This is a genomic window from Phyllobacterium sp. 01N428 (assembly GCF_056399405.1).
In genome coordinates this window covers 284,910-299,051 of record NZ_JBFTRH010000003.1, presented here as the reverse complement: position 1 = coordinate 299,051, position 14,142 = coordinate 284,910, and the positions used below count along the sequence as shown (strand labels likewise).

The 14,142-nt window shown below is 58.9% G+C and carries 16 protein-coding genes; 10 read left to right on the top strand and 6 right to left on the bottom strand.

Features of this window, described 5'->3' with window-relative positions; all coding sequences use genetic code 11:
• Nucleotides 1-45: 45 nt before the first annotated feature.
• Nucleotides 46-2,262 (top strand): adenylate/guanylate cyclase domain-containing protein, encoded by a 2,217-nt coding sequence (locus AC1DNI_RS11495; protein WP_477691929.1) that lies wholly within the window; start codon nucleotides 46-48, stop codon nucleotides 2,260-2,262.
• A gap of 5 nt (nucleotides 2,263-2,267) precedes the next feature.
• On the opposite strand, the gene AC1DNI_RS11490 is transcribed toward AC1DNI_RS11495, so the two are convergent.
• Nucleotides 2,268-2,777 carry a YHS domain-containing (seleno)protein gene (locus AC1DNI_RS11490; protein ID WP_027232429.1) on the bottom strand — a complete coding sequence of 170 codons (510 nt, stop codon included), beginning with the start codon at nucleotides 2,775-2,777 and terminating at the stop codon, nucleotides 2,268-2,270.
• Nucleotides 2,778-2,824: 47 nt separating this feature from the next.
• Nucleotides 2,825-3,415, bottom strand: a complete 591-nt coding sequence (locus AC1DNI_RS11485) for an ankyrin repeat domain-containing protein (RefSeq protein ID WP_153667646.1) — start codon at nucleotides 3,413-3,415, stop codon at nucleotides 2,825-2,827.
• A 159-nt stretch (nucleotides 3,416-3,574) separates the two neighbouring features.
• Here AC1DNI_RS11485 and AC1DNI_RS11480 point away from each other — a divergent pair, with 159 nt between their 5' ends.
• On the top strand, nucleotides 3,575-4,642 hold the full coding sequence (locus tag AC1DNI_RS11480) for an HAD family hydrolase (protein ID WP_477691928.1): 1,068 nt from the start codon (nucleotides 3,575-3,577) through the stop codon (nucleotides 4,640-4,642).
• Here the strand turns inward: AC1DNI_RS11480 and AC1DNI_RS11475 are convergent.
• Nucleotides 4,634-5,059, bottom strand: coding sequence for a hypothetical protein (locus tag AC1DNI_RS11475; protein ID WP_477691927.1), 426 nt, complete (start codon nucleotides 5,057-5,059; stop codon nucleotides 4,634-4,636). The genes AC1DNI_RS11480 and AC1DNI_RS11475 overlap by 9 nt on opposite strands.
• Before the next feature lie 218 nt (nucleotides 5,060-5,277).
• Here AC1DNI_RS11475 and AC1DNI_RS11470 point away from each other — a divergent pair, with 218 nt between their 5' ends.
• A complete protein-coding gene (locus tag AC1DNI_RS11470) occupies nucleotides 5,278-5,688 on the top strand; it encodes a cupin domain-containing protein (protein ID WP_477691926.1) in 411 nt (136 codons plus the stop codon).
• Nucleotides 5,689-5,873: 185 nt separating this feature from the next.
• On the top strand, nucleotides 5,874-6,551 hold the full coding sequence (locus AC1DNI_RS11465; protein WP_477691982.1) for a pentapeptide repeat-containing protein: 678 nt from the start codon (nucleotides 5,874-5,876) through the stop codon (nucleotides 6,549-6,551).
• A 9-nt stretch (nucleotides 6,552-6,560) separates the two neighbouring features.
• Here AC1DNI_RS11465 and AC1DNI_RS11460 read toward each other — a convergent pair whose 3' ends face one another.
• Both AC1DNI_RS11460 and AC1DNI_RS11455 read right to left on the bottom strand, forming a co-directional pair.
• Nucleotides 6,561-7,133 (bottom strand): HdeD family acid-resistance protein, encoded by a 573-nt coding sequence (locus tag AC1DNI_RS11460; protein WP_036814795.1) that lies wholly within the window; start codon nucleotides 7,131-7,133, stop codon nucleotides 6,561-6,563.
• A 113-nt stretch (nucleotides 7,134-7,246) separates the two neighbouring features.
• Nucleotides 7,247-8,182, bottom strand: coding sequence for a DUF930 domain-containing protein (locus AC1DNI_RS11455; protein WP_477691925.1), 936 nt, complete (start codon nucleotides 8,180-8,182; stop codon nucleotides 7,247-7,249).
• 266 nt (nucleotides 8,183-8,448) lie between these two features.
• Between AC1DNI_RS11455 and AC1DNI_RS11450 the strand changes: the two genes are divergently transcribed.
• The 3 genes from AC1DNI_RS11450 to AC1DNI_RS11440 are packed head-to-tail and all read left to right on the top strand — an operon-like array spanning nucleotide 8,449 to nucleotide 11,714.
• The gene (locus tag AC1DNI_RS11450; protein WP_027232437.1) at nucleotides 8,449-8,907 is read left to right on the top strand and encodes a (2Fe-2S)-binding protein; all 459 of its coding nucleotides are present in this window, start codon (nucleotides 8,449-8,451) and stop codon (nucleotides 8,905-8,907) included.
• 3 nt (nucleotides 8,908-8,910) lie between these two features.
• Nucleotides 8,911-11,067 (top strand): xanthine dehydrogenase family protein molybdopterin-binding subunit, encoded by a 2,157-nt coding sequence (locus tag AC1DNI_RS11445; RefSeq protein ID WP_477691924.1) that lies wholly within the window; start codon nucleotides 8,911-8,913, stop codon nucleotides 11,065-11,067.
• A gap of 11 nt (nucleotides 11,068-11,078) precedes the next feature.
• Nucleotides 11,079-11,714: an Isoquinoline 1-oxidoreductase subunit gene (locus AC1DNI_RS11440; protein WP_477691923.1), complete on the top strand. Its 636-nt coding sequence runs from the start codon at nucleotides 11,079-11,081 to the stop codon at nucleotides 11,712-11,714.
• A gap of 15 nt (nucleotides 11,715-11,729) precedes the next feature.
• Here AC1DNI_RS11440 and AC1DNI_RS11435 read toward each other — a convergent pair whose 3' ends face one another.
• Complete coding sequence (locus AC1DNI_RS11435; protein ID WP_477691922.1) at nucleotides 11,730-12,185, bottom strand: PaaI family thioesterase; 456 nt, start codon at nucleotides 12,183-12,185, stop codon at nucleotides 11,730-11,732.
• Nucleotides 12,186-12,238: 53 nt separating this feature from the next.
• Between AC1DNI_RS11435 and AC1DNI_RS11430 the strand changes: the two genes are divergently transcribed.
• The 3 genes from AC1DNI_RS11430 to AC1DNI_RS11420 are packed head-to-tail and all read left to right on the top strand — an operon-like array spanning nucleotide 12,239 to nucleotide 14,062.
• On the top strand, nucleotides 12,239-12,787 hold the full coding sequence (locus AC1DNI_RS11430) for a hypothetical protein (RefSeq protein ID WP_477691921.1): 549 nt from the start codon (nucleotides 12,239-12,241) through the stop codon (nucleotides 12,785-12,787).
• 15 nt (nucleotides 12,788-12,802) lie between these two features.
• On the top strand, nucleotides 12,803-13,618 hold the full coding sequence (locus AC1DNI_RS11425; RefSeq protein ID WP_477691920.1) for an enoyl-CoA hydratase: 816 nt from the start codon (nucleotides 12,803-12,805) through the stop codon (nucleotides 13,616-13,618).
• Nucleotides 13,619-13,624: 6 nt separating this feature from the next.
• Nucleotides 13,625-14,062: a CoA-binding protein gene (locus tag AC1DNI_RS11420; protein WP_477691919.1), complete on the top strand. Its 438-nt coding sequence runs from the start codon at nucleotides 13,625-13,627 to the stop codon at nucleotides 14,060-14,062.
• Nucleotides 14,063-14,142: the final 80 nt, after the last annotated feature.

The window sequence follows — 14,142 nt, the reverse complement described above, 5'->3', positions numbered from 1 at the left end:
AGATGCGAGAAGGAGTGACATTGTGCTCCGGGGAAAAACGGTGAAATGGAACGTCACCTAGCTGCCGTGCTCATCGCCGACGTTGCCGGCTATGGCCACTTGAGCCAGATCGATGAGGAAGGAACCCGCGCAAGGTTCCAGAGCGATCTGTACGAAGTCTTTGAACCCAAGATTGCCAAGCACCACGGCCGTCTGGTCAAGACCATGGGCGACGGGGTGCTGGTCGAATTCCATAGCGTCGTCGATGCCTTGCGCTGTGCGGTGGAGATCCAGCAGGAGAAAGCAAAGAGAAACGCAGGAGAACCGGCCGGTCATCGCCTCGATTTTCGCATCGGCGTCAATCTTGGCGATATCATCGTCGAGGGCGACGATATACATGGCGACGGCGTCAACATCGCCGATCGTATCCAGGCACTCGCCGAGCCTGGTGGCATCGCTATCTCCGGAACCACTTACGATCACGTCAAATCGCGACTGCCCGTCGGCTATGTGTCTCTTGGCGAACAGAAGGTAAAGAGCATTGCCGAACCGGTACGCGTTTATCGTGTCGTGCTCGATCCATCCGCTGCGGGCAAGACGCTTGGAGCGCCTAAAAAGAAGCTCAGCTGGCGGGTGCCTGCCGCAGCCGCGCTCCTTATGCTTGTGCTTGCCGGGGGAGCGCTGTGGTTCAAGCCCTGGACCCTGATGTGGCCAGCGACGCCGGTGCAGCGTTTTGCCTATCCCTTGCCCGACAAACCGTCGGTAGCCGTTCTGCCGTTCATCAATGTCAGCGGAGACACTGAACATGATCATCTTGCCGAAGGCCTGACGGATGATCTCATCACCGAACTTTCGAAAGTATCCGGCCTCTTCGTCATCGCGCGCCATTCCGTGTTCGCCGTCAGCACCTCGGCAAACAAGATACAGGACGTCGCTTCGGAACTCGGCGTGCACTATATTCTTGAAGGCACCCTGCAACGGGCGGACACCCGCCTGCGCATCAACGTCAAGCTGATCGATGCGGTAACGGGCCTTTCCCTCTGGGCCGAGCGCTACGACCGGCAATATGCCGATCTCTTCGCCGTCCAGGACGATGTGATCGGCAAGATCATATCTGCGCTGGAGGTGAAGCTCAGCGAGGGCGAGCGGGACCAGCTCGCGCGCATCCCCACCGACAATCTCGAAGCTTACGACTATTACATGCGGGCCGAGCAGGAGGGGTTTTTCTATGCGGATGTCGAGACTTACCGGCGAACCCTGTCATATTATCAAAAGGCGATCGATCTCGATCCACGCTTTGCCAACGCCCACGCAGGCATAGCGCGCGTCGCCGTCGACGTATGGCGCAACGACTACAATTTCCTCTGGTCGGCGGCTGTCGCCCGCAAGATTGCCTATGACGCGGCAGGCGAGGCACTGAAGATCGATCCCAACAATGCTAGGGCCCATACCGTGCTTGCCCTGCTGCAACTCGTCGATGGCCGTGAAGTGGAGGCGCGGGAATCCGCCAACCGGGCCGTCGCAACCCAGCCCAATGACCCCGAAGCTGTGGCAAACCTTGCTCTCATTCTTGCGCAAACCGGCAGCCGCGGGCAGGCGGTGACGGAAATGGACCGCGCGCTGCGGCTCGACCCGTCGCCGGAACCCAGCTTCAAACTGCTTGCAGGGATTGTCTACTACACCTCGCGCGAGAACGAGCGCGCGATTCCCTTGCTTGAGGCGGCGCGCGATTCTCTTCCCCGGGCGGAGCCGGCGCGCGAATATCTCGCCGCCGCCTACGTCGATGAGGGGAAGCTGACGCCGGCGGCCGAAGAAAAGGCGAAGTTGATGGCGCTCTTCCCGGACGCCAACCTGACCTATTACAGCTATCTCTATGATTACTGGCAGAAGGAGGATCTGGACTACCATCTTGCCGGCTTGAAGGCGGCGCGGGTGCCGCAATGGCCCTTCGATTTCCAGGGAAATCAGGCCGACCAATTGAGCGAATCCCAGTTGAACGACCTGGTCAACAACAAGAAATGGGCCGGCAAGCACCGGAACGGTACGCAGTTCGTCCAGTTTTTCGACAGTGCAGGCAATACCGCCTACCGGAGCGCCAATACCAACATCACGGGCGCAGTTGAAATCCAGGGCAACCGGCTTTGCGAAAAATACCCGGGGTATTTTCGCGACCGCACCGTCTGCGGTTATGTCTACCGCAATACGACAACGGACGAGCGCGACTTGGATTATATCCAGGTCACGCCGCAATCCTTGAAGTATTTTTCCGTGGCGCCCTTATAGCAAAGCTAGTTGGCTGGAGCTTCCCAGTTCTTGTCCTGCTTTTCAGAGACAAGTGTCTGCTCGACCTCGGACCAGTGCTTTTGCGAGTCGGTAAGCTTGGTCGGGCTTTTCTCGAAACCCTCTGCCGTACCGGGGTCGTAGCTGATGTAAAGCTTGCCCTCTATTATGCGCCATGCCTTCGGATCAATGTTGGTCGTTACCGTGCCGAAGGAAACGCCGTCAGCGCAATAGCCGCCATATTGCGGGGCGTATTTGCCGGGATCCGCCTTGAACAGGTCGCGGTTTTCGGCGTTGGCAAATTGCCAGGTCGCGCCCAACCAATGGTATGAATATTGCGGGTTGCCTTGCACGGCGTCATGCTGGGTGAAATAGGCGACCGGGTCGTACCCTTTTATCGCCACGTCTCCGAAATATCCGGTGTTGACGAACTCCTCGGCCACAACGGGCTGTGCGAACGAAAGCATGCCAATGGCCGCTGCCAACGCTATCGCGTGTCTCCGCCTGTGATCTGACATTCCAATCCTCCAATTCATAAATCTGGACGGCCCGCAACGTCGCCGCGCTATTTGCGCTTGGTGCATTCGTCGTAAAGCCGCTCGCCGACAAGGTCGGCCTTCTGGCAGACAGCACCCGCCTTGATCAAAAGGTCGGCTGCATCCCAATGCTCACGCCAGCCCGCCTGGCTTAGAGGCGTGTAGCCATTCCGTTCCGTTGCCTCGACCTCGGCCTTATTCGCCAAGAGAAAAGCAACGATATCTGCATGGCCCTCCTCGGAGGCAGCATGCAGGGGCGACATGTGATAAAAGTTCTTCTGGTCGTTGACTGCAGCGCCCTTCGAAACGAGCAATTCCACCACGTCGAGATGGCCGCCATAGGCAGCAGCGTGCAAAGCGGTCAGGCCGCCCTTGTTACGGATCTCGATATCGGAACCACGTTCCAATAATAGTACGACCACATCCTTGCGACCATTCAATGCGGCAATGAGCAATGGCGGTTCGCCCGTTTCATCGGGTTCGCCCACCTTTGCGCCCTGGTCGATCAGTTGTTTCGCGCGAGCGACATCCCCGTCCCTGGCAGCATCGTGCAGCGGACCCGCCCATGCGGCTGTGATCCCAAGCAGGATACCTAGAACGGAACCATAAAGAATCTTCATCCCACATCCTCCGCCCTATCTCGGATTCTCTTGAGCGGAATGACGATAAATTATCACGGCGATACCCACCGGACAAGGATTAGGCTTTTGCTTCACCCGAAAGGCGCTGTTCGTATTGTAACAGTTACGTACTTCCAGTTGTGCCGGGCGCGAGCGTTTATGAGTGAAAGTTACCTGTTGCCAGGAGGGGCCGCCGTGCGAAATTTCACAAAATCGGGATGGGTTCGCGTTCATGGGCTCGCCAGGAGTTGCGCAATTCTTTTCGTCTTTCTGCTCCTCAACGCGGGTTCAGCACTTGCGCAATCCGACCCGCTGCCGTCGTGGAACGATGGGCCGAACCGCACAGCAATCGTCGATTTCGTCAAGCGCGTCACGACCGATGGTTCGGCCGATTTCGTAGCGCCTGTGGACCGCATCGCCGTCTTCGACAATGACGGCACGCTATGGGCAGAAAAGCCTGTGCCTTTTGAACTTTTCTTTGCCTTGGACGAAGTCAAGCGTCTGGCGGCGGAGCATCCCGAGTGGAAGGACACAGAGCCCTTTAAGTCCGTGCTTGCCAACGATCTTGCCGGGGTCGAGCGCTCCGGCATGAAAGGCATGCTCGAAATCATGGCGGCGACCCACGCCGGTATGAGTACAGAGGCATTTTCAAAGACCGTCGCAGACTGGTTTGCCACGGCAAAACATCCGGTCCGTCAAAAGCCATACGGTGAACTCGTCTACCAGCCGCAACTGGAATTGCTCGCCTACCTGCGCGACAATGGTTTCCGCACCTTCATTGTGTCGGGTGGAGGCGTTGAATTCATGCGCGTCTTTGCCCACAAGATCTATGGCGTGCCGCCTGAGCAGGTGATTGGTTCTTCCGGTGTGGTCAAATATCAGCTTGGGGCCGACGGGAAGCCTGAGCTGATGAAGGAACCAAAGGTCGAATTCATCGATGACGGTCCCGGCAAGCCCGTGGGTATCAATCGCTTCATTGGACGCTGGCCAATCATGGCCATCGGCAACTCCGACGGCGACCGGGAGATGCTTGAATATACAACCGCAGGGAGCGGTGCGAGGCTGGCGGTCTATATCCATCATGACGACGCCGAGCGCGAATATGCCTATGACCGCACCGACAAGCTGGCGAAGTTCGACAAAGGCTGGGATGAAGCAGTCGCAAAGGGCTGGCAGGTCGTCAGCATGAAGAACGACTGGAAGGTGATTTTCCCGCCGTCAAAGTGATGCGAGGCGGCGACGCCCTGCCTGGTACCAGCGAGGGACAAGCGTCGTCAGCCCCGAACAGGCGCGAGCGATTTCAGGGTGTTGCAACGACCATTGCTTCAACGCTCGCGAGGCCGGGCTGCGTTCAAATGAATAGTGCCGGGATCTGTCATCGATCGGTATGCCGAATTCCCTGGCAAGCAGTTCCACATCCTCGTCGAGGAAGAGGGGAAGCGATATGAGCGGTTCGGAATTTCTGCAGATGGCGTAGTAGCGCCTGCCGGGGACCTTCGACAGCACCAGATGCGAGCGCAGCGGGGCGCCATAACCGAAGGTGCGGCTCTCGAGCAGTTTGAGGTATGGACCGTCAGCGTGGACGGTACCGGTAAATGTACGACCGCAAATCTCGATACGATAGAATTCGTGTCTGTCCGGCATGCAGTTCTCCTGACATTCAACCGAGGGTCTGACGCAGGGCACGCATAATGAGTAAGACGAATCATTGGCTTGCGGATGGATACTGATCGAACCGCCGGTTCGCCGCATCACCCGCTAGGGTGAACCACGGCAGTTTTCACAGCGGTTTCCCAGCCATTGCATGCTATGCTGGCGGTTAAAACGTGCATGACTTTCCCTTACCTCTCTTGGAGGCGATGATGGACGTAAAATCCAAACCGACGTGCAGGCTGGTCAAACCGCATCACACCTACGGCGGCAAACAAGGACTGCATTATTTTGAAGGAATAGCCGCCGAGACGGTCGGATCGACGGGAATTTGCATGCATATATTGACAATCCCTCCTGGCGCGAGGGCCAAGGCGCACATGCATGAGGCCCACGAAACGGCGATCTATATGCTGTCGGGCGAGGCACATACCTGGTACGGCGAAGGGCTCAAGGAACACATCATCGTCCATGCAGGCGAGCTCTTCTATATTCCTCCAGGTGTGCCGCATCTACCGGCCAATCTCAGCAACACGCCTTGCACGGCAATTATTGCGCGCACGGATCCAAACGAGCAGGAAAGCGTTGTCCTTTTGCCGGAACTCGATGCGGTAGTGCCCTAGCAGCATACGCGTGAGCCGGCGGTAATGTATTTTTGCCTGTTGGATCAATTGGTTTCGGCAATGCGCTGCGCTATCTTAACTGCCATGGCGTGACAGAATCGGAGTGCGTTATGAGCGTCTCAATGGAAGTGGTGATGGAAGTCTCAGCTCCGGTAAAGCGGCGGAGCGCGTTCCTCGCCGCCTGCATGTTGACTGGTTGCACTGTATTGCCGCTGGGACCTGCATTGGCGGCCGATTGCGGTTCCACTGCGGCGCCGGGTTTGGACTGGACCGATTGCACCAAGCGCAACATCATGATTCCCGGCAGCGAACTCGAAGGTGCCAAGCTCTTCAGCACCGATTTTGCCTCTACCGATCTCAGCAACTCCAACCTCAAATCGGCAAACCTGGAAAAGGCGACACTGGTGCGGGCTTCGCTGGCCGGTGCCGCAGCCGAGAAGGCTAACTTCTCCAAGGTCGAGGCCTACCGCAGCAATTTTACCGGCATATCCGCTGAAGGCGCCAACTTCGCCAGTGCGGAACTGCAACGATCCGGGTTTGCAAAGGCCAAGCTGACGGGAGCGAATTTCGAAAAGGCCGAGCTTGGACGCGCCGATTTCGATGACGCCGTCCTGACCGGCGTACGTTTCTCGCTTGCCAATCTGTCCCGGGCAGATCTTAGTCATGCGACATTTGAAGGGCCGATCATTTTCGACCATGCCTTCATGTATCTAACGCGGATCGAGGGGCTCGATCTCTCGGCGGCGCAGGGGTTGGAACAGGGACAGATTGAACTCGCCTGCGGTGACGCCCAAACCAAATTGCCTGCCGGCCTCAACCCGCCGTCGGGATGGCCGTGCCCGCCCGACGATCGCGACAACTGAGAAATCGCCTCAACTATGGCGTACTTTCCAGGCGAGCTGCGCCAGCGCCCCGCCGACGCTGATCAACTGGATGCCGAGTAGCAAACCGATGAGCCAGAGCGCTGTAACCGGCAGGCTTATCAGCAGGAACAGCGACAGAAGAATGCCGATGATGCCGCTGACGAGAACCCAACCCCAATGCGGGAACGGCCGGATCGTCAGGGAGAAGACAACCTTCGATATGCCTTCGATCATGAAGAAGACGATAAGCAGCAAGGTCACTGTAACGAGACCCTGCGCCGGATCGCGCAGGAACAGGAAACCGATCAGCACGGCAAGGAAGACGGAAATGAGCTGCAACCAGAAATTCGGGACATGGCGGGCATAGAACAGCCCTATGCACTGCAGGATGCCGCTGAAAATAAGCAACCAGCCAAGCAACAGAATAACCGCGACGGATGAGAACACCGGATAGATGATCGCCAGAACGCCCGCAACGACGAGCAATATTCCTTCGATCAGATACCACAGGGAGTACCGCTTGACGGTCGCCCGCATGGCTTCCCGATAGACTTCGGCTGCTTGATCCAATGACATCGACATCGTTGCTCTCCAGATGGAAATTGATCGACTGAAATGTGGCGAGTTTCGCGAGGTTACGCTGTCGGAACAAGTACGTAACAGTAACGGTGCGTGCGGAGAGCCATAATCAGGATCTAATCGAGAGGAAACTGCCGCCTGACCCATTCGCTTTTCGGCACGAGGCTACCCATCGCGTAGCTGAAGGCGACCACCTTGGTTCCCTCATTATCGACCTTGCAATGGAAGTCGAGGTCGTACCAGTTAGAACCGTTGCGGAACGCACCACCGATTGCATCGAGTGTCGTGGCCGTATAGCTGCTTCCGCTCGCGCCGAACGGAACAAGTATGTCCGTTCCCGGCCTCTGCCGGCGGATTTGTTCCAGCGCCTCTATCATGCACACCTGCTTCATGCGCTGCCGCGGCGGCAACCGCCCGAGCGCCTGCATGACGCGCGGATCGAACAACGCCCCGGCGGAGTAGAGTTCGCGCGCCACCACAAGTTTGCCGCGTCGCGATGCAGGCTTGGCCGCAGCCGGTTTCTTGCTTTCATCCGGCTTTGGGGCGGTAGACGCGGTTGGAGCCGGAGCCGGATACGGCGCGGCAGCAGCATTCGCCTCGGCTGCCTTGGCATCGGCCGCAGCAAGCCCGTCCGGGCTTGTCCGGTCCGGTGCGCTCGGCGCGGCTTCTGTGGGCTTGCCACCCGCAGCGGCCTTGTTTTCCGGTTCCGCAGGCTTGTCAGTCAGGTCTTCGACAGGATCGCTCGGCGCTGACGGCGCCGGTTGCGGCTCCTTCACGTTCTGGTCGGTCTTTGCGGCAGCAGATTCGAACACCTGGACCGGTTTGGCAGGTTTAGCCGTTTCAGGCGGCTTCTCCTGGGGCTTGGGTGGCGGCGGTGCCGGTGGCGGCGGAGGCGGCACAAGTGTCACGTCTACCTCCTGCGGAGGCGTTGTGACCGGTGAGGGCATAGGCAATCCCAGCACCAGCAACAGGATCACGCCTATATGCACGATCGCGGAAAGGGGGGCGCCCCATCCCAATCTTCTTGATGATTTTTCCGCGAACTCATGCATCGACTGTTTCCCGATCAATCGGATCCTAAAAGTTCAGCATGAGCGGCGCAACTTCCACGCGCTACGAACGTTTAGCCCCCGATCAGGCCGGACAAACGAGCAAGGCTGCAGGCAGGGTGATCCCGCCCTGGATGCAGCACTCTCACGATGGCGTGAGGTGATGACATCGCGTGGCGCAGGCGAAAAAAATCATGTTATGCCTTTAGCTCCACGAAGACACCAACTCAAGCAAGCACAAGCGTTGCAAGCCAGATGCGGAGTTCGCCATGATTACCTTCAAGCTAAATGGACAGGAACGGACTTTCGACGGGGATCCCGATACCCCGCTGCTCTGGGTCCTGCGCGATTTCGAAAAACTGACAGGCACGAAATATGGTTGTGGTATCGCCCAGTGCGGCGCTTGCACCGTCCATCTCGACGGATCGACCCGGCGCAGCTGCATCACGCCGATCTCGACGGTCGATGGATCTGAGGTCATCACCATCGAAGGCATCGAGGGCAAGGAAGCCGAGGCGGTCCGTAAGGCATGGATCGCGATCGACGTGCCCCAATGCGGCTATTGCCAGTCAGGCCAGATCATGTCGGCCGTGTCGCTCTTGCAGTTGACGCCGAAGCCCACCGACGAGGATATCGACGGGGCGATGGCCGGTAACATCTGTCGCTGCGCCACCTATCACCGCATCAGGCAGGCCATCCACAACGCCGCCGACACGATGGAGGGTTGAGCCATGACCTTTAATGCTCTCACAACGACGCGCCGTTCCTTTCTCGCCGGCGCTGGCCTCGTCATCGGATTCACACTCGCGCCGAAAGTCTTCAGCGCCTCCGCGCTAGAGGGCGTACAGGCGGGAGGCGACAAGAGCCTCTCCCAGATCAACGCCTTCGTAAAGATCGGCACCGACGACACTGTTACCGTGCTCTCCAAGCACATCGAGTTCGGTCAGGGACCTTTTACCGGCCTATCGACCATCGTCGCCGAGGAGCTCGATGCGGACTGGAGCCAGATGCGCGCGGTTCATTCACCGGCCGACGACAAGATCTACGGCAATCTGGCATTTGGCCTGCAGGGCACGGGCGGCTCGACGTCGATCGCCAATTCCTATGACCAATTGCGCAAGGCGGGCGCAACGGCGCGCGCCATGCTGGTTGCTGCGGCGGCTGCCGAGTGGGGTGTTCCCGCAGCCGAGATCACGGTTGAAAAGGGCCGCATCAAACATGCGGGGTCCGGCAAGGAAAGCGGCTTTGGCGCATTTGCCGACAAGGCTGCCACGCAGACCCCTCCCGCTGAGCCGATACTGAAGGACCCCAAGGACTTCGTACTTATCGGGCAGGAATTGCCGAAGCTCGACACGGTAAGCAAAACCAATGGCACGGCTGTGTTTACCCTCGATATTACCGCCGACAACATGCTCTATGCTGTCGTCGCCCATCCGGACCATTTCGGTGCGACCGTCAAGTCCGTGGATGACGCGGCAGCGCGCAAGATCCCTGGCGTCCTTGACGTCAAGACAATCCCGCAGGGCGTGGCGGTCTATGCCGAGAACACATTTTCCGCCCTGAAGGGCCGCGACGCGCTCACGGTCGAGTGGGACCTGTCGAAGGCCGAAACACGTTCAAGCGACCAACTCACTGCTGATTTCGCCAAGCTGTTCGGTACCGATGGGCATGAAGCCGCCAACACCGGTGACGTTGAAAAGTCGTTCAGCGGCAACGGCGTACAGACCCTCGAAGCCGACATCGTCTTTCCATTCCTCGCGCACGCGCCGATGGAACCGCTCGATGCGGTGTTCATCAAGGCGGCCGATGGATCGGTCGATGTCTTTAACGGCGCTCAGTTCCCCACAATGGACAAGAAGGTCACCGCGCAGGTGCTCGGCCTCGATCCTGAGAAGGTGCGGGTCAACACGCAGCTCGCCGGCGGTAGCTTCGGTCGCAAGGCGCAATTTGGGTCGCCCTATATCGCCGAAGCTGCGGCAGTTTTCGCGGCGACCGACGGCAAGCGGCCGATGAAACATATGTGGACGCGCGAAGACGATATTCGTGGCGGCTTCTATCGGCCGATGTACATGCACAGGATGCGCGGAGCGATCGACGCGAACGGCAATGTCGTCGGGTGGGATCAGACAATCGTCGGCCAATCCATAATGGCCAAGGCGGACCTCGACGAAACCTCCGTCGAAGGAGCGGCGAACCTGCCCTATGTCATACCGAACCTGCGCGTCATCTCGCACAATGTTTCCCTTGCCGTGCCGCCGCTTTGGTGGCGGTCGGTCGGTCATACGCACACGGGCTTTGCGGTCGAAACCTTCATGGACGAGCTACTGCAGAAGGTGGGCAAGGATCCGGTCGAGGGACGGCTTGCGCTCCTGAGCAAGGAGCCGCGCCATATGGAAACCTTGAAGAAGGTTGCCGAAATGGCCGACTGGGGTTCCGCCGTGCCTGAAGGGCGCCAGCGCGGTGTTGCGGTGGTCAAGAGCTTCGGCACCTATGTCGCGCAGATCGTCGAAGTGTCGACCGGCGATGATGGCGCGCCGCGGGTTCACAAGGTCTGGTGCGCCGTCGATTGCGGTGTGGCAATCAATCCCAACGTCATCAAGGCGCAGATGGAGGGCGGCGTCGGCTATGGCGTCGGCGCGGTTCTTTTCGACGCCGTCACATTAGGCCAAGGCGGCAAGATCGTGCAGTCCAACTTCCACGATTACCGTTCATTGCGCATCAACGAGATGCCCGTGGTGGAGGTCGCGATCATATCTTCAAGCGAAAAACCGACTGGCGTTGGCGAACCCGGGGTTCCGCCTGTCGGGCCGGCCATTGCCAACGCCTGGCGCCGCCTCGGCCATGGCGCCGTGCGTCGTCTGCCGATCGTCAGTATCGGCTCGGTTTGAGGGGGCGCGCGATGAACAGGAACCTCGCTTACGTCTCCGTGGCGGTTGCCATCAACGCCGCCCTTGCCGTCTCGAATATCTCGATGGCGCAGGACAATCCGGTGAACGCCCTGAAACCGGCATCTGCCTTTCAGGCGATTTCTGATGAAAATCAGCGCTCGGTGGCACTCTTCGAAGAGGCCGGTAAGGTGATCCAGCATCCGCGCTGCGTGAACTGCCATCCGGCGACCGACAGGCCGCTGCAGTCGATGTCGATGCATGTGCACCAGCCGCCGGTCACGCGGGGCGAGGCGGGCATGGGCGTCCCCGGCATGATGTGCAGCACCTGCCATGGCCCGGAAAACGTCAAGGTTGTAGGGCAGGCCGAAACGATCAAGAGCATCCCCGGCAATGGCAACTGGCACCTGGCGCCCATAGAAATGGCCTGGGAGGGCAAGTCGCTCGGCCAAATCTGCAGCCAGATCAAGGATCCGCAGCGCAATGGCGGCAAGACGCTCGACCAGATCGTCGAGCATATGGCCCATGACGATCTTGTCGGATGGGGCTGGCAACCGGGCGAGGGACGTGAGCCTGTGCCGGGCACGCAAGCCGAATTTGGCGAGTTGATACGCGCCTGGGTCGAGACGGGCGCTGCTTGCCCGTCGTAGGCATGCGCCAATCCTTTATTTAGGTGGTATCGAATAGGTCGATGTGGCGTGGGCGACGAGTTCGCCGCTCACGGCGCTTGTCATGGAGATATCGACGACAGCTAGACGTTTGCCAAGCTTCAGCACGCGTGCCGTGGCGTCGATTTCCCCAAGTTCCGGCTTGCGCAGGAAATTGATGTTGAGATTGATCGTGACAGCGAGCGCAACCGGACCGATCTGCGCAAGGATCGCTACGTAGGCCGCAAGATCGGCGAGGGCGAAAAGTGTCGGCCCCGACACCGTTCCGCCGGGCCGCAGATGGCGGTCCTTCGGATCGAGGCGCATCGAGGCGAAGCCCTCACCTGCGTCGGTAACGATAAACGTCATACCGTCGGCATTTACCTGCGGAAATTCACGTTCCAGAAACGATGTCAGCGCTTCGACGTCCATCAACGGTGCCACAATAGCCCTCCCGATTGTTTTCTTTAGCATTTCGCTGCTATTTTCAAACTAAGCAACTGCATCGTCTTGACAAGGATGAGCGCATGAAACCGCCGGGATTAGTTGTTGCATCGTGCATCGCCGCACTCATCTATGTCGGGGTGCTCGCTACTCAAACCCCGCCGCCGCCCATGCAGGCGATCGAGCCTTTCAGCCTGCCGGAGCGTCCCGTTGCGCTGACGGAAGACATGATCACGCGCTTTCTTTATGGCTTCGCGCCGGTTGCCGCCCGCGCGAGGGAGGTAAACGGGCAGGGTGAGGCGGCCCAGCGCCAGGCGGCGCTAGATGAAACAGCGGCCGAATTCGGCTTCACCAACTTTACCGACTGGGTAAACACCACCAACACGATCATGGTGACCTATCATTGGGCGACCAATCCCGATCCGCGCCTTGAAGTTGAAAAGGCGATTGACGCCATTCCTGCCATGACCAATCTTAACGATCAGGAAAAGGCTGATATGATCAACGGCTTGAAGGCGGGTCTTGCGCGGGTGGAAAGCGCGAGGCCCACGCCGGAGAACCTTGCAATCGTGCAGCGCCATCTGCGAACGCTGAAGCCGTTCTATGATCTTTGGGCACCGCCCGGCCAATAATCCAAGAGGAGTTCGATGGGAGAAATTCACGCTATCCGCAAGGAAGAGCCCATGATCGCGTCGGAACTGTCGGACGGCATTTTGCTGCTGACTTTGCAAAATCCTCCGGCAAACGCGCTTTCGCTTGCCATGATGCAGATGCTGCTGGACCTGTTGCGATCTGCGCGCGAGGACGAACGTGTGCGTGTGATCATCCTCCGGTCCGGCCTCAAGCTTTTTTCCGCCGGGCACGATCTGAAGGAAATGACCGCGCATCGGAGTGACGACGATCGCGGCCGCGCCTTCTTTGACGCCACCATGCGCCTCTGTGCAGAACTGATGCAGGAAATCGTCCGCCATCCACGCCCGGTTATCGCTGCTGTCGATGGGCTTGCGACTGCGGCGGGGTGCCAACTCGTCGCCTCGTGCGATCTGGCGATCTGTTCCGACAAATCGACATTCTGCACTCCAGGCGTCAATATCGGGCTCTTCTGTTCCACGCCCATGGTCGCCCTCTCACGCAATGTCTCACGCAAGCAGGCGATGGAAATGTTGCTCACAGGTGAAACCATCGATGCGTCGACGGCGCGCGAATTCGGCCTCGTCAATCGCGTCGTGCCGCAGGAGTACCTCAATCAGATTGTCAGAAAATATGCGCAAAGTATTGCAGCAAAATCGCCTTTGACCGTGAAGATCGGCAAGGAGGCATTTTACCGTCAGCTCGAAATGGGTCTCACCGAAGCCTATGACTATGCGGCAGGGATCATGGTCGAGAATATGCTGGCGCGGGACGCAGAAGAGGGTATCAATGCTTTTATCGAGAAGCGTTCGCCCGAGTGGAAAGGTGAGTAATCCCTCATGGACCACAACCACTATTCCGACAGTTTCATTCGCCGCATCCTGACTTCGGTCAAGACCATAGCCCTTGTCGGCGCGTCTCCAAATGAGTCGCGCCCCAGCAACACGGTGATGCAGTTCCTCCTTGCCAAGGGCTACAAAGTCTTTCCGGTCAATCCCGGGCACAAGGGCAAGCAGATTCATGGCCAAACCGTCTACGCCCGCCTTGCCGATATTCCCGAGCCATTCGACATGGTCGATGTGTTCCGCAATTCGGCGGCGCTCCCCGCTCTCGTCGATGAGGTCCTGGCGCTGAAGCAGCGCCCGAGAATCTTCTGGGCGCAGGTTGGGGTGCGCGACGAGGGTGCGGCGCGCAAAGCCGAAACGGCTGGTCTGACTGTGGTAATGGATCGCTGCCCGGCCATCGAGTATGCGTTGCTCGGTCTCGATCAGGAGTGAGCCACCGGCTCGATTTCACCGAAACCATTGTCCAAGGCACTGGAATCTCAAGCATGGCCTGAAATTGGTCGCCATTGCTT

What these genes read in the sequence shown, in the direction of transcription:
- AC1DNI_RS11420 (WP_477691919.1), top strand. Translation starts at nt 13,625, where the DNA reads ATGGACCACAACCACTATTCCGACAGTTTCATTCGCCGCATCCTGACT.
- AC1DNI_RS11470 (WP_477691926.1), top strand. Translation starts at nt 5,278, where the DNA reads ATGGACGTAAAATCCAAACCGACGTGCAGGCTGGTCAAACCGCATCAC.
- AC1DNI_RS11455 (WP_477691925.1), bottom strand. Translation starts at nt 8,182, where the DNA reads ATGCATGAGTTCGCGGAAAAATCATCAAGAAGATTGGGATGGGGCGCC.
- AC1DNI_RS11430 (WP_477691921.1), top strand. Translation starts at nt 12,239, where the DNA reads ATGAAACCGCCGGGATTAGTTGTTGCATCGTGCATCGCCGCACTCATC.
- AC1DNI_RS11435 (WP_477691922.1), bottom strand. Translation starts at nt 12,185, where the DNA reads ATGCTAAAGAAAACAATCGGGAGGGCTATTGTGGCACCGTTGATGGAC.
- AC1DNI_RS11465 (WP_477691982.1), top strand. Translation starts at nt 5,874, where the DNA reads ATGTTGACTGGTTGCACTGTATTGCCGCTGGGACCTGCATTGGCGGCC.
- AC1DNI_RS11495 (WP_477691929.1), top strand. Translation starts at nt 46, where the DNA reads ATGGAACGTCACCTAGCTGCCGTGCTCATCGCCGACGTTGCCGGCTAT.
- AC1DNI_RS11450 (WP_027232437.1), top strand. Translation starts at nt 8,449, where the DNA reads ATGATTACCTTCAAGCTAAATGGACAGGAACGGACTTTCGACGGGGAT.
- AC1DNI_RS11475 (WP_477691927.1), bottom strand. Translation starts at nt 5,059, where the DNA reads ATGCCGGACAGACACGAATTCTATCGTATCGAGATTTGCGGTCGTACA.
- AC1DNI_RS11460 (WP_036814795.1), bottom strand. Translation starts at nt 7,133, where the DNA reads ATGTCGATGTCATTGGATCAAGCAGCCGAAGTCTATCGGGAAGCCATG.
- AC1DNI_RS11445 (WP_477691924.1), top strand. Translation starts at nt 8,911, where the DNA reads ATGACCTTTAATGCTCTCACAACGACGCGCCGTTCCTTTCTCGCCGGC.
- AC1DNI_RS11490 (WP_027232429.1), bottom strand. Translation starts at nt 2,777, where the DNA reads ATGTCAGATCACAGGCGGAGACACGCGATAGCGTTGGCAGCGGCCATT.
- AC1DNI_RS11480 (WP_477691928.1), top strand. Translation starts at nt 3,575, where the DNA reads ATGAGTGAAAGTTACCTGTTGCCAGGAGGGGCCGCCGTGCGAAATTTC.
- AC1DNI_RS11440 (WP_477691923.1), top strand. Translation starts at nt 11,079, where the DNA reads ATGAACAGGAACCTCGCTTACGTCTCCGTGGCGGTTGCCATCAACGCC.
- AC1DNI_RS11425 (WP_477691920.1), top strand. Translation starts at nt 12,803, where the DNA reads ATGGGAGAAATTCACGCTATCCGCAAGGAAGAGCCCATGATCGCGTCG.
- AC1DNI_RS11485 (WP_153667646.1), bottom strand. Translation starts at nt 3,415, where the DNA reads ATGAAGATTCTTTATGGTTCCGTTCTAGGTATCCTGCTTGGGATCACA.